This is a genomic window from Halomonas sp. 1513 (genome assembly GCA_001971685.1).
In the GTDB taxonomy this organism is placed as follows: domain Bacteria; phylum Pseudomonadota; class Gammaproteobacteria; order Pseudomonadales; family Halomonadaceae; genus Franzmannia.
Genome location: CP019326.1, coordinates 3,315,470 through 3,328,170 on the forward strand (window position 1 = coordinate 3,315,470; position 12,701 = coordinate 3,328,170).

The window sequence follows — 12,701 nt, forward strand, 5'->3', positions numbered from 1 at the left end:
CTAGCGAGCCTGCTGCATGAAGTTCAAGATCCAGCGCACCGTCAACTCGGCATCCAGCGGCGCGGAGAGTGAGTCGAGCCCCTCGGCGACCCGCGTCGCGCCGACCAGCTCACGGCGCAGCTGCATCAGGTCATGGGAGTAGGGTTTATTGAACTCGGGATGCCCCTGCACGCCGAGGAAGTGCTCGCCGACCTGCATCAGGTAGTAGGGGCAGAAGTCGCTGCCGGCCAGCACCCGCGCCTCCGGCGGCAGGCGTTCGACCTGGTCCTGGTGGCTGACCAGCAGATCGAGATGGGGCTGCCACGGCTGCATCCACGCGGTGCGCGCGTTGACGCAGTTGAACGACATGCCCACCCCCCAGCCCCGCGGGCTCTTGACCACCTCGCCGCCCAGCGCCTTGGCAATCAGCTGGTGGCCGAAGCACACCCCCACCAGCGGCTTACCGGCGTCCCACAGCTGGCGCACGAACTCGCACAGCGCCTCGACCCACGCCAGGCCGTCGTTGACGCCGAACTTGGAGCCGGTGGTCAGCCAGGCGTCGGCGGCCTCGACGTCGTCGGGGATCTCGCCGTCGAGGCAGCGCCAGACGCGAAATTCGAGGCTCGGGTCGACGCGCTTGAACAGCGCCTCGAACATCGCCGGGTAGTTGCCGTGAGTCGCGATCAACTCCGGCGCCACATCGTCGCACTGCAGCAGCCCTATGCGCATCGCCCGGCCTCCTCTTTGCAAGTCTTGCTCGACATGGTGTGCCACGCTTGGCAGCTATCGCTCAAAGACGCCCCTCCACCGCCGCGACGAAGATGTCGCGATACTGATTGGCGTCGAAGGCGATCGGGTTGGTACCCGACGAGGGGTCGGCCACCGCCATCTGCCCGACCTTGTCGGCCTGCTGGGTATCGATCTTAAGCGCTGCCAGGGTATGCGGGATCGCCAGCCGCTCGCGCAGCTCCAGCACCCAGTCGATCACCGCCGCGGTACCCGGCTGGCGCAGGTCGAGATAGCGCCCCAGGCGCACCATCGGCTCGCCGATCGCCTGCTGATTGGCGCGCAGCACATAGGGCATCAGGATCGCATTGAGGGTGCCGTGGTGGGCGTCATACAGCGCCCCCAGCGGATGCGCCAGGGCATGCATCGCGCCCAGGCCGCGCTGGAAGGCGGTGGCGCCCATGCTCGAGGCCACCAGCATGTTCATGCGCGCCTCGAGGTCGCTGCCGTCGGCGTAGGCCCGCGGCAGGTACTGGCAGACCCGGCGCATGCCCTCCACGGCGATGCCCTCGGCCATGGGATGGTAGAGCGGCGAGCACCACGCCTCGAGGCAGTGCGACAGCGCATCCATGCCGGTGGCGGCGGTCAGCGTGGGCGGCAAACCGGCGCTCAGCTCGGGGTCGAGGATCACCGTGGCCGGCACCATGCCGGGATGGAAGATGATGCGCTTGACGTGCTCGACCTCGTCGGTGATCACCGAGGCGCGGCCCACCTCCGAGCCGGTACCGGCGGTGGTCGGCACGGCAACGATGGGGGCGATGGCGTCAGCGTCGGCGTTCTTCCAGTTGTCGCCGACGTCCTCCAGCGACCACAGCGACAGCCCCTCGCGCTGGTTGGCCATCAGCGCCACCGCCTTGGCGGCGTCGAGCCCCGAGCCGCCGCCGAAGGCGATCACCCCGTCGTGGCCGCCGTCGCGGAAGGCGGCCATGCCATCGAGGACGTTCTTGCCGGTGGGGTTGCCCTTGATCTCGCTGAACACGGCGATGCCCAGGCCGCTGTCGTGGCAGGCCAGCACGACGTCGCGCACCATCGGCAGGTTGGCGAGCCCCGGGTCGGTGATCAGCAGCGGGGCCTGCATGCCCAGCGCCTGGCATACCGCAGGCAGCTCGCGGATGCGCCCGACGCCGGTAAGGATATTGGCGGGGTAGTTCCAGCCCATGCTGAACTGGCTCATGTCCTGGCTCATTGGCGACTCCTAGGCGTGCTTGAGATGGAAAGATTTGGGCCGGGTCAGGGTCTCGTAGCCTAGCCGCGACAGCGAGCAGCCGCGCCCCGACTGCTTGACGCCGGTCCAGGCCAGCTCGGGGTCGAGGTAGTCGCAGCGGTTGGTGAACACCGTCCCCGCCTCGAGGCGCTGGGCCAGCCGCTCGCCGGCCGCCATGTCGCGGGTGAAGACCGCGGCGGTGAGGCCAAAGGCGCTGTCGTTCATCAGCGCCACCGCCTCATCGTCGGACGCCACCGGCATGATACCCACCACCGGGCCGAAACTCTCCTCGTGCATGACCCGCATCGAGTGATCGACCCCGGTGAGAAGCTGCGGCGCCAGGTAGGCGCTGCCCGGCACCGACAGTGGATAGTCACCGGGATCGATCCACGCCTTGGCCCCGGCGCTGACTGCCTCCTCGATCTGGCCGCGCACGAAGTCCGCCGCCGCCGGGCGCACCAGCGGGCCGAGGGTGGTGGCCGGGTCGCTGGGGTTGCCCAGCCGCAGCTGCTTGACCCAGGCCACCGCGCGCTCGACGAAGGCGTCGAAGATCGCCTGGTCGACGTAGATGCGCTCGATGCCGCAGCAGCTCTGGCCGGAGTTGAAGAAGGCGCCGTCCATCACCCCTTCCACCGCGGCGTCGAGATCCACGTCGCCGCGAATATAGGCCGGATCCTTGCCGCCCAGCTCCAGGCCGCTGGCGATGAAGCGCCCCGCCGCGTTGCGCTCGACCATCTCGCCGCCGGCCACCGAGCCGGTGAAGGAGACGTGGTCGATGCGCCGGTCGCGGATCAGCTGCTCGGTGGCGTCGTGCGACAGGTGCAGGTGCTGGAACACGCCCTCGGGCAGGCCCGCGGCATCGAAGGCCTGCTGGATGCGCTCGGCGCACAGCGGGGTCTGGGCGGAGTGCTTGAGGATCACCGTGTTGCCGGCCATGATCGCCGGCACGATGGCGTTCACCGCGGTCATGAAGGGGAAATTCCACGGCGCGACGATAAACGACACGCCCAGCGGTTCGCGGGTGATATAGCGAGTAAAGCCCGGCTTGTCGGCGAGCCGGATCGGCGCCAGCGCCGCCTCGGCCAGGCCGATCATGCCCCTGGCGCGCTCCTCGAAGCCGCCGATCTCGCCACCCGCGGCGGCGATCGGGCGGCCCATCTGCCAGGTCAGCTCAGTGGCCAACTCATCGCGCCGGGCGACGAAGGCATCGACCATCGCCGAGCACAGCCGACCGCGCTCGGCGACAGGCACCTGGCGCCAGCTGCGCTGGGCGCTGGCCGCCCGCGACAGCGTGGCCTCGATCTGCGCCGGATCGGCCTGCTCCCGCTCGACATAGACCGTGCCGTCGACGGGGGATATCGTTTTCTGTATGGCCATACGCTTCTCTTTCCTTCCTGTAACAAGTGACACGGCTCAGTTCGCTTCTATCCGGCACTCGGCTCGCGGCCACCCCGGCGCTGGGCGCTGGGCGCTGGGCGCTGGGCGCTTAGATAATCTCGAAATAGCGGTCCAGCTCCCAATCGGTGATATGCCGACGGAACTCGCGCTCCTCCCACTCCCGGGTCGCCGCGAAGTGCTCGACGAAGTCGTCGCCGAACAGCGCCCGGGCCGGCTGCGACGCCTTGAGCCGCTGGGCGGCCTCCCAAAGCGTGCGCGGCAGCGCCTGGTGCTCGGGGTGGTCGAGTTCGTAGGCGTTGCCGCGCACCTGCTCGTCGGGTTCGAGGCGCTGCTGGATGCCGTACAGGCCGGCGCCGATGGCGGCCGCCAGGGCGAGATAGGGGTTGGCATCGGCACTGCCGAGCCGGTACTCGACGCGCTGCGACTTGGCGCTGCCGGGAATCACGCGCAGCGCGGTGGTGCGGTTCTCGACGCCCCAGGTCGCCTCGGTGGGTGCCCAGAAGCCGGGAATCAGCCGCGTATAGCTGTTGATGGTGGGCGCGAACATGGCCAGGAATTCGGGCATCAGCTGCTGCTGGCCGGCCACGAAGTGACGCTGGATATCGCTCATGGAGTAGGGCTTGTCGGCATCGAAGAAGGCCGACTCGCCGCTGTCGGCATGCCGCAACGAGAGGTGGATATGGCCGCTCTGGCCCGGGTAGTCCGGCGACCACTTGGCCATGAAGGTGGCCATCAGGCCGCGGCGCTGCGCCCACACCTTGGTGAAGGTCTTGAACAGCGCGCCCTTGTCACCGGCGGCCAAGGCGCCATCGACGCCGATCGCCGCCTCGAGCACCCCGGGGCCGGTCTCGGTGTGCAGCCCCTCGATGGGGAAGTCCATGGCCTCGGAGAGCGCCAGCAGCTCATGGTAGAGCTCGGCGTGCACCGAGCTTCTGAGCATCGAGTAGCCCATCATGTCCGGGGTCAGCGGGGTCAGGTTGCGGTAGCCTTTCTCGCGGATCGAATCCGGGGTCTCGCGGAACATGAAGAATTCGTACTCCAGCGAGCCGTGGGCGCTGAAGCCCATCTCAGCGGCCCGGTCGAGCACCCGCCGCAGCAGCCCGCGCGGGCAGATCGCCTCGGCACGGCCGGTGAACTCGGCGAGAAACAGCAGCATGTCGCCCTCCGCCGGCACCTCGCGGCAGCTCTCGGGGACGATGCGCAGCTCGGCATCCGGGTAGCCGGTATGCCAGCCGGTATATTTGACGTTATCGTAGAGCACGTCCTTGCTGTCCCAGCCCAGCACCACGTCGCAGAACGCGAAGCCCTCGTCCAGGGCGTGGAAGAACTTGTCGCGACGCATGTACTTGCCGAGCATCACGCCGTCCATGTCGAACATGCCGACCTTGACATGGGACAGGCCGCGCGCCTCGACCAGGCGTCGGGCCTCGTCGGCGCTGGTAATCTGTCGGGGTAATAATTGACTCATGGCAGCTTCCTAAATGGGCCAGCGGTCGTTGCCCGCGCCGCGGGCATAAGGAAGCGGGCCAGCAGCCCGCCTCCTGGGGTTCCTCAACTGTAGCGGTAAGGAGGCCCCGCCTGCTGCATGGTCTCGCGGTAGTCCTTGAGGATCTGCACGACCTTGGCACTACGCTCGCTCTGCTCGGCGATCTCGTCCCAGAACTCCAGCGCCGCGTCCTCCAGGGTCTGCCACTCCTCCTCGGGGATCGAAGTGAGTTCGAGCTTGCCGCCGGTGGTGCGGTAGTGGGCCTCGCCCCACCAGTACCAGTGCTGCCGGTAGTAGTGCGAGTTGTCCATGCACAGCTTGAACAGCGTCTGCAGGTGCTCGGGCACCTCGTTCCAGCGGTCGCTGTTGGCGAAGTAGGAGCCGGCCCAGGCGCCGGAGATGTTGTTGGTCAGGTAGTAGTTGGCGACGTCCGCCCAGCCGACGGTATAGGCCTCGGTGATACCCGCCCAGGCGATACCGTCCAGCTCGCGGGTCTGCATGGCGACTTCGATGTCTTCCCACGGCAGGGTCACCGGCACCACGCCGAAGCGGCTCAGGAAGCGCCCGGCGGTGGGGAAGGTGAAGACGCGCTTGCCGCGCAGGTCCTCGAGGCTGCGGATCGGCTCGCGGGTCACGAAGTTGCAGGGGTCCCAGGCGCCGGCACCCAGCCAGGTCACGCCGTCGACCTCGGCGTAGGCCTCCTCCCAGATCTCCTTGAGGCCGTAGTGGTGGAACAGCGTCGGCACGTCGAGGCTGTAGCGCGAGGCGAACGGGAAGTAGCCGCCGAACACCGAGACATCCACCGGTGCGGCGATGGAGTCGTCGTCGCTCTGCACCGCGTCGATGGTGCCGCGCTGCATGGCGCGGAACAGCTCGCCGGTGGGCACCAGCTGGTCGGCGTAGTAGAGCTCGATCTCCATCTCGCCGTTGGCGGCCTTGTTGAAGGCATCGATGGAGGGCTTGATGACATGGGCCGCCAGCGCCGGACCGGCGTAGGTCTGCATGCGCCAGCGAATCGGGCTGCGCGACTGGGCATGCACGTAGGGCGCGCCGACGCTGGCCGCGCCTACCGTGGCGGCGGTGGCCACCCCGGCCTTCTTGAGGAAATTACGCCTGTTGTGATCGGTCATGATACTTCTCCATGGATTGTTGTTGTTACCACTCGTCACGCCGCTTGCTCGCGGCTCTTGTGCCTGCCCGTCGCCGGGCATGCTCGCGCCTTATCCGTAGTAGAGTTCCGGCAGCCACAGCGCCAGCTGCGGAAAGACGGTGATCAGCCCTAGCCCCAGCACCATGATCGCCACGAACGGCCAGACGCTGCGGTAGATGTCCATCAGCGTCACCTCGGGGGGCGCCATGGCGCGCATCAGGAACAGGTTGTAGCCGAACGGCGGGGTCATGTAGGCGATCTGCACGGTGATGGTGTAGAGCACCCCGTACCACACCGGGTCGAAGCCCAGGCTGACCACCAGCGGTACGTAGAGCGGGGCGACGATCACCAGCATCGCGGTATCGTCGAGGAACATGCCCATCAGGATGTAGGAGAGCTGCATCATCAGCAGGATCTCCCAAGGGCCGAGGCCCATACGGTCGAGGAAGACGTTCTCGATGGCGCGCACCGCGCCCAGGCCATCGAACACCGCGCCGAAGCACAGCGCGGCGAGGATGATCCACATGAACATGCAGCTGATGCCCAGGGTGCGGCGCACCGTAACCTCGATCACCGCGCGGGTAAGGCGGCCCTTGACCAGCGCCGCCAGGGTCGCGGCGAAGGCGCCGTAGGCGGCGCTCTCCACCAGGCTGGTGACGCCCATCAGGAACAGCCCGGTCATCGAGAAGAAGATCAGCAGCGGCAGTATGCCGGCACTGAGCAGCTTGAGCTTGGCGCCCAGCTGCATGGTGCGCTCCTCGACCGGCAGCGCCGGCCCCAGGCTCGGCTGCAGCCGGCAGCGCACCACGATGTAGATCACGAACATCGCCGCCAGGATCAAGCCGGGAATCGCCCCCGCCAGCCACAGCTTGCCCACCGGCTGACGCGCGATCATGCCGTAGAGCACCAGCACCACGCTGGGCGGCACCAGGATGCCCAGCGAACTGCCGGCCTGGATCACCCCGGTGACCATGATCTTGTCATAGCCGCGACGCAGCAGCTCGGGCAGGGCGATGCTGGCGCCGATCGCCATGCCCGCCACGCTCAGGCCGTTCATCGCCGAGACCACCACCATCAGGCCGATGGTGCCCACCGCCAGGCCGCCCTTCAGCGAGCCCATCCAGACGTGGAACATCTCGTAGAGATCACCGGCGATACCCGACTCGGAGAGCATGTAGCCCATGAACACGAACAGCGGCAGGGTCAACAGCGGGTACCAGTTCATCAGCACGAAGCTGGCGTTGAACGGCATCTCCACCCCGCCGTCGCCCCACAGCAGCAGCGCCGCGGCGGCGCCGACGAAGCCGATCACCCCGAACACCCGCTGGCCGGTCAGCAGCAGCAGCATCATGGTCGAGAACATCAGCAGCGCGATCATCTCGTAGCTCATGCCTCGCCCTCCGCGTCGATGGGGCGACCCAGCGCGGCGCCGAGATCACGGAAGAAGGTGGCGAATGCCTGCAGCAGCATCAGCACGATGCCAAAGCACATGATCAGCTTGACCGGCGCCAGCGGCGGCGCCCAGGAGGAGTGGTTGCGCTGGCCGTACTCCAGCGCGTACTGGGTGCTGGAGATGCCGCCCAGCAGCAAAGTGGCCAGGAAGGTGATCAGGAACAGGATGGTGACGGCATCCACCGCCGCCTGGGTGCGCGGCGACCAGCGGCTGTAGAACAGGTCCATGCGCACGTGGGCGCCCATCTGCATGGCGTAGGCGCCGCCCAGCAGGTAGTAGCTGGCGAGCATGAACTGCGACATCTCCACGCCCCACAGCAGCGGCGCATTAAGCACCGAGCGCGAGAAGGAGGCGTAGAGCAGCAGCCCCATCATCAGGAAGATCATGTACATCACCAGCCGCCCCACCCCACGATTGAGGCGCTCTACCCAGCGGACATAGACGCATATTGTTGTTGGCATTGGGTGGTCATTCCCGCGTCATGAATCGAATCGATTCAGTCTTGGACGCAGATCGAGGATCTGGCAAAGAGCATCGGTCGCACCGACGCCGCCGCTATCGGAAAAATCGATAGTGCACACCCAAGGCGCATTCGGCGGGGTGCGATGCGCCGACTCAGGGCTGGGTAGAGACCTCGGAGGAGAGCCAGGGCAGGCCGCGGTCGAGCTCCTGTCGGAAGCGCAGCTCCAGCAGGCGGCGGGCGTCGCGGGCGAGCTGCGCGGGCAGGTCGCCCAGCTCGTCACGGCGCGAGACCAGCGTCAGCTCACGCTGCAGCGTCGCCACCGGCAGCGGCGCCACCCGTACCTGAAGCGTCTCCAGGCCGGCCTGGTAGAGACATAGCGGGGTGGTGATGGTCCAGCCGGCGCCTGCGCTGACCAGGCGCAGCACGGCGAAGGTGTTGTCGAGATGCAGGCGCGCCGGCAACTCGAGCCGGTTGAGGCGCAGGTGGCGCTCGATGGCCTGGCCGATCAGCGACTGCGGCGTATAGCGCACGAAATCCAGCTGGCGGGCCAGCCAGCGCAGGTTGTCGAGGGGCCCCGACCAACTGGCCGGCGCCACCAGCACGAAGGGCTCGCGCAGCACTGCGTGGCGCTCGAGGCCGTCATAGTTCTCGAGCCGGTCGTCGGAGACGATGATGTCGACGTGGCGGGTCAGCAGGGCGTGGCTGTGCATGTGCGACAGCCCGGTGGTCAGGGTGTAGTCGCGGGTGTGGCGCTTGATCAGCTCGATCAGCGGCTGGCCCACCGCCGTGGCCAGCGAGTCGACCAGCGCCAGGCGCACCTGATGCAGTTGGCCGAAGGCGCCGGAGACCAGCTCGCGGCGGGTGCTGCGCGCCTCGTCGAGCAGGCGCCGGGCGCGGTCGTAGAAGAAGCGTCCGGCACTGGTCGGCTCCAGCGGCCGGGCGTTGCGCTTGAACAGGCTGACGCCGAGCCCCTCCTCGAGGGTGGCCAGGCTCTGGGATACCGACGACTGCTTGAGACCCAGGCGCCGCGCGGCGGCGCTCTGGCTGCCCTGCTCCAGGGTCTCGACGAAGATTTCCATGCTGCGTAGATCGAACCCGAAACCGCTGCGCATCCCAGTGTCCTTGAGTGGCCCACACTTGACCCTGTATCTCCAGCATCAGACTATCCTGTCAGGACGACCAGGCCCAGCCTGACCGGGAGGATCCCATGCCCCATCTGCTGTTCGTGTACGGCACCCTCAAGCGCGGTTTTGCCAACCACGCAGGCCACCTAAGCGAGGCCGACTTCCTCGACCTGGCGGTGACCTGCGAGCCGTTTCCGCTGGTGCTCAACGGTCCGCGTTACTCGCCAGTGCTGGTCGACGCCCAAGGCCGGGGGCTCAAGGTCCAGGGCGAGCTGTTCAGCGTCGACGCACCAACCCTGGATGAACTCGACCGCCTGGAGCGGGTCAATGAGCGCGACGGCTATCGCCGCCGCCGACTGGCGGTCGCCGATCCGCGCGGTCAGGTCCGCGCCGCCTGGAGCTACCTCAAGCCCCCCAGCTGGGTGGAGGATGTGAGAAGCGAGCCCATGGCGGTGTATGATGATCATCGCTACCGACCCAGGCCCGACGATTGACAAGCAACTGCCCCATCGCTACAACCCGGAGGTAACGATGAGCGCAACGGCAAGCGCCGCCGCCCCTGACAGTTTCCGCCCCGCCTCGACCTGGACCGCCTGGGGCCAATGGCTGGCCCTGGCGACCATGAGCATCGATCATCTGACCCGCTACGTGCTGCCCGACAGCTGGCAGCTCGACTGGGCCGGCTCCTCGATCGGGCGCATCGCCTTCCCGCTGTTTGCCGCCATGGTCGCTTGGCACGGGCTGTTCAATACCCGCAATCCGCAGCGCTATGCGCGGCGCATCCTGATCATCGGCGTCGCCGCGCAGCTGCCCTACATGATGATGCCGCGGGCCTCGGACGCCATCATCCTCAATGTCTGCTTCACGCTGGCGGCAGGCCTCGCCGGCGGCGCATGGCTGCGTGAGCTGGCGGCTCGTCAGGGGCGCGGCGAGCTGGCCGCGCACTGGGCGGTATTGGGCGCCGCGGCGACGCTGATCGTCTGGTACCTGCTCGGCGACTGGGTCGAGTACGGTCACAACGGCCTGCTGCTGATCCCGCTGCTGATGTTCGCCATGCATCACCTGAGCCAGGCCGGAGCCCACTTTTCGGCACGCCTGCTGGCCGCCGCCGCGGCATTCCCGGCGCTGTGGGTGGCGGGCCAGATGAACGCCTCGGACATGGCCAAGTCGTTCACCGTCGCCACCTGCCTGGCGGTGCTGCTGCTCGCCGCCGGCGCCGCCCAGCGCGTGCCTCAGGTCGGCGTGGCGATGCCGCGGCGGCTATGGCTGGCCTGGTACCCCGGCCACTTCGCGCTGATCGCCGCGTGGCTGTGGGTGATCGGCGCCGCGAGCTGGCCGCTGGGCTAGCCGGCCCTCGCCTCACGGCCAGCTGTAGACACCGCGATTGAGGCCGTCGCGTATTGCCGAGTGCACCTTGTTGCCGCGCAGCGTAGCGCCGCTATAGCCGTCTACGTCTCCTGCCAGCCGCTGCGGGGTGTAGAGCAGGAAAATCTCATACAGCTCTCGCCCCTCCAGTGACTCGCCGAGCTGACGATGCTGCTCCAGTACCGGATACAGGTCATCGTCTTCATCCAGCCGGCGATAATCAGTGCCGGCATAGGCCAGGTGACGATAACTGAGGCTGCCGATCCGGCCGTCGCGCAGCTCGAACTGCACATTGACCTGCATCTCGCCGCCGTCGCTGAACACGCCACGATAGCGACCGTCGGGATAGTGAGCGCTGAGCAGCGCCTTGGCCAGCCGCGACTCCGCCTCATCAAGCCCCTCTTCCTGAAGACCCTCCTCTTCATCTACTACGGCATCCGCTTGCGTATCCGCAGGTGCCTCCCTCTGCTGCTCGGTCTCAGCTACCGGGCTATCGAGCGGCTCGCCCTGGTCGTCGACCAGCCGCCCGATACGGTAGTTCTCCAGCTGGCGCTCGGCGGCCGGGCTGTGTGGCCGCCCGGGGCGTTTGTTGTCCCACGCCTCGCTGGACTCGCGGCCGCACCACTCGAGGATCACCTCCTCCTCGGTGGGATGGTCGGGCACATAGTCGGTGATGTCGTAGACACCGCCGTGGATGGCCTTCCAGCAGCTCTCGGCAGTGGCGTGCTCGGCCAACTCGTCGAGGGTGATATCACGCTCCTCACCCGAGCTGTCGGCCTCCTCGTCCGAGGAGAGCGCCTGCACCGACACCAGAGTGCCGATACTGGCCAGGAAGGCGATGAAGGCACTATAGGCAAACTTGTTCATAGGAAATCGAAGACCTCGCAGTGGATGCGCGCGGCCGGCACGCCTTGGGCGTCAAGCAGGTCGCGCAGGTGGCCAATCATCCCGGGCGGGCCACACAGGTAGATCTCTCGGTGGGCGTAGTCCGGACAGTGGTGGCGCAGGAAGGATTCGGTCAGCGGCCCCAGCTCGCGATAGAAGTGGGCCGTCACCGTGAAGCGCTCGACCTCCGCGGCGCAGCGGGTGAGCTCATCGAGGTAGTAGGCGCGGTCGGGGCCGTTGGCCAGGTAGAACAGCTGCACGTCGCGCGTCTCGTCCGACGCGGCCATGCCTCGCGCCGCGCTGACGAACGGAGTGATGCCGATGCCGCCCCCCAGCCATAGCGCATCGCGCTGGGGATAGTCCGCGGCGAAGAAGTCGCCGTATGGCCCTTCGATCATCGCCCGGCTGCCGACGCTAACCGTCTGCAGGGCATGGCTGGCATCGCCGAGGTCCTTGATGCCGACCCGCAGCAGCGGGTCATGCGGTGCCGAGGCGATGGTATAGGGGTGCTCCTCGCCGCGCCCCGCGGTCAGTGACTCGTCGAGCGGCGTGAGGTAGACGAACTGGCCGGGGCGATAGCTGAGCCCGTCGGCCTCTGGACGCAGCGCAATTTCCACCACGCCGCGGGCCAGCGATTCGACGCTCTCCACCCGGTAAGCGTGCCGGGCAAGCGACGGCGACAGCAGCTTGCGCCATACGATGGCCCCGGCGCCCAGGGCGCCCAGCAGCCACCACGGCCAGGTCTCCCCCGCCAGCGGCAGCGCGTGGCCCAGCGCCAGCAGCAAGGCCGCCGCCGAGAGCAGATGCAGACGCTTCCAGCGCTGATAGTCGAGCCGCCCGAAGAACTGGAAGGTCGGCGCCAGGAAGACCACCATCGCCAGCCAGGCCAGCCAACCGCTCCACAGCGCCAGCTGCGACAGCGGCGGAAACAGCTTCAGCACCGCGACATCGAGGCCCGCCGGCACCCGCGCCAGGCCGAGCGCCAGCACATGCAGCATGATCAGGATAAAAGCGCCGAAGCCGAGCAGCCGGTGCAGCTGCCAGAGCCGGTCGAGCCCACCGAACCAGCGGTCTAGGCCCGGCAGCCGGATGCTCAAGGCCGCCGTCACCAGCAGCATGGCCAGTCCCAGAATACCGCTGACGCGCCCCACCCAGCCGAGCAGCGCGGCGGCTTCCCCCGTCGGCCAGCCTAGCCTGGGCGCCGCTACCACCAGCGGCACCAGCAAGGCGATGATCAGCAGCAGATCACCGCGCTTCAATCGATAGCCCATATCCCCTCCTTTGCCCCAGTGTTACCGATCGCCGGCCAACCGCAAGGGAGGCGACATGCCAATGCCGTTTGGCTTGATCCAGGTCAAGCCGTGGCGCCCCCATAAAAAGGCCGCCCCTGGGGGCGGCCAACCACGCG

At 67.6% G+C, this 12,701-nt stretch carries 12 protein-coding genes; 2 read left to right on the forward strand and 10 right to left on the reverse strand.

What is annotated here, in order from left to right; genetic code table 11:
* The 8 genes from BWR19_15040 to BWR19_15075 all read right to left on the reverse strand — a co-directional run bounded on the left by BWR19_15040 (position 1) and on the right by BWR19_15075 (position 9,031).
* Positions 1-708, reverse strand: coding sequence for a GMP synthase (locus tag BWR19_15040; GenBank protein APX94148.1), 708 nt, complete (start codon positions 706-708; stop codon positions 1-3).
* A 61-nt stretch (positions 709-769) separates the two neighbouring features.
* Positions 770-1,939, reverse strand: coding sequence for an alcohol dehydrogenase (locus BWR19_15045; protein ID APX95050.1), 1,170 nt, complete (start codon positions 1,937-1,939; stop codon positions 770-772).
* A gap of 21 nt (positions 1,940-1,960) precedes the next feature.
* Positions 1,961-3,346, reverse strand: a complete 1,386-nt coding sequence (locus tag BWR19_15050) for an aldehyde dehydrogenase (protein ID APX94149.1) — start codon at positions 3,344-3,346, stop codon at positions 1,961-1,963.
* Between the two features lie 109 nt (positions 3,347-3,455).
* Positions 3,456-4,835, reverse strand: a complete 1,380-nt coding sequence (locus BWR19_15055; GenBank protein APX94150.1) for a glutamine synthetase — start codon at positions 4,833-4,835, stop codon at positions 3,456-3,458.
* Positions 4,836-4,918: 83 nt separating this feature from the next.
* Positions 4,919-5,983: a C4-dicarboxylate ABC transporter gene (locus tag BWR19_15060; protein ID APX94151.1), complete on the reverse strand. Its 1,065-nt coding sequence runs from the start codon at positions 5,981-5,983 to the stop codon at positions 4,919-4,921.
* Positions 5,984-6,073: 90 nt separating this feature from the next.
* Positions 6,074-7,393: a C4-dicarboxylate ABC transporter gene (locus BWR19_15065; protein APX94152.1), complete on the reverse strand. Its 1,320-nt coding sequence runs from the start codon at positions 7,391-7,393 to the stop codon at positions 6,074-6,076.
* Positions 7,390-7,917 (reverse strand): C4-dicarboxylate ABC transporter permease, encoded by a 528-nt coding sequence (locus tag BWR19_15070; GenBank protein APX94153.1) that lies wholly within the window; start codon positions 7,915-7,917, stop codon positions 7,390-7,392. Before BWR19_15070 ends, BWR19_15065 begins: the two co-directional genes overlap by 4 nt.
* Before the next feature lie 154 nt (positions 7,918-8,071).
* Positions 8,072-9,031 carry a LysR family transcriptional regulator gene (locus tag BWR19_15075; GenBank protein ID APX94154.1) on the reverse strand — a complete coding sequence of 320 codons (960 nt, stop codon included), beginning with the start codon at positions 9,029-9,031 and terminating at the stop codon, positions 8,072-8,074.
* Between the two features lie 95 nt (positions 9,032-9,126).
* Here BWR19_15075 and BWR19_15080 point away from each other — a divergent pair, with 95 nt between their 5' ends.
* Positions 9,127-9,537, forward strand: coding sequence for a hypothetical protein (locus BWR19_15080; GenBank protein ID APX94155.1), 411 nt, complete (start codon positions 9,127-9,129; stop codon positions 9,535-9,537).
* 37 nt (positions 9,538-9,574) lie between these two features.
* Complete coding sequence (locus BWR19_15085; protein APX94156.1) at positions 9,575-10,390, forward strand: TraX; 816 nt, start codon at positions 9,575-9,577, stop codon at positions 10,388-10,390.
* Positions 10,391-10,402: 12 nt separating this feature from the next.
* Here the strand turns inward: BWR19_15085 and BWR19_15090 are convergent, their stop codons facing one another.
* Both BWR19_15090 and BWR19_15095 read right to left on the reverse strand, forming a co-directional pair.
* Entirely contained in the window at positions 10,403-11,275 is an 873-nt protein-coding gene (locus BWR19_15090; GenBank protein APX94157.1) for a hypothetical protein, read from the reverse strand.
* On the reverse strand, positions 11,272-12,564 hold the full coding sequence (locus tag BWR19_15095; GenBank protein ID APX94158.1) for an oxidoreductase: 1,293 nt from the start codon (positions 12,562-12,564) through the stop codon (positions 11,272-11,274). The genes BWR19_15090 and BWR19_15095 overlap by 4 nt, the downstream gene beginning before the upstream one ends.
* Positions 12,565-12,701: the final 137 nt, after the last annotated feature.

Coding starts and splice junctions, on each gene's coding strand:
- BWR19_15040 (APX94148.1), bottom strand. CDS start 708: ATGCGCATAGGGCTGCTGCAGTGCGACGATGTGGCGCCGGAGTTGATC.
- BWR19_15045 (APX95050.1), bottom strand. CDS start 1,939: ATGAGCCAGTTCAGCATGGGCTGGAACTACCCCGCCAATATCCTTACC.
- BWR19_15050 (APX94149.1), bottom strand. CDS start 3,346: ATGGCCATACAGAAAACGATATCCCCCGTCGACGGCACGGTCTATGTC.
- BWR19_15055 (APX94150.1), bottom strand. CDS start 4,835: ATGAGTCAATTATTACCCCGACAGATTACCAGCGCCGACGAGGCCCGA.
- BWR19_15060 (APX94151.1), bottom strand. CDS start 5,983: ATGACCGATCACAACAGGCGTAATTTCCTCAAGAAGGCCGGGGTGGCC.
- BWR19_15065 (APX94152.1), bottom strand. CDS start 7,393: ATGAGCTACGAGATGATCGCGCTGCTGATGTTCTCGACCATGATGCTG.
- BWR19_15070 (APX94153.1), bottom strand. CDS start 7,917: ATGCCAACAACAATATGCGTCTATGTCCGCTGGGTAGAGCGCCTCAAT.
- BWR19_15075 (APX94154.1), bottom strand. CDS start 9,031: ATGCGCAGCGGTTTCGGGTTCGATCTACGCAGCATGGAAATCTTCGTC.
- BWR19_15080 (APX94155.1), top strand. CDS start 9,127: ATGCCCCATCTGCTGTTCGTGTACGGCACCCTCAAGCGCGGTTTTGCC.
- BWR19_15085 (APX94156.1), top strand. CDS start 9,575: ATGAGCGCAACGGCAAGCGCCGCCGCCCCTGACAGTTTCCGCCCCGCC.
- BWR19_15090 (APX94157.1), bottom strand. CDS start 11,275: ATGAACAAGTTTGCCTATAGTGCCTTCATCGCCTTCCTGGCCAGTATC.
- BWR19_15095 (APX94158.1), bottom strand. CDS start 12,564: ATGGGCTATCGATTGAAGCGCGGTGATCTGCTGCTGATCATCGCCTTG.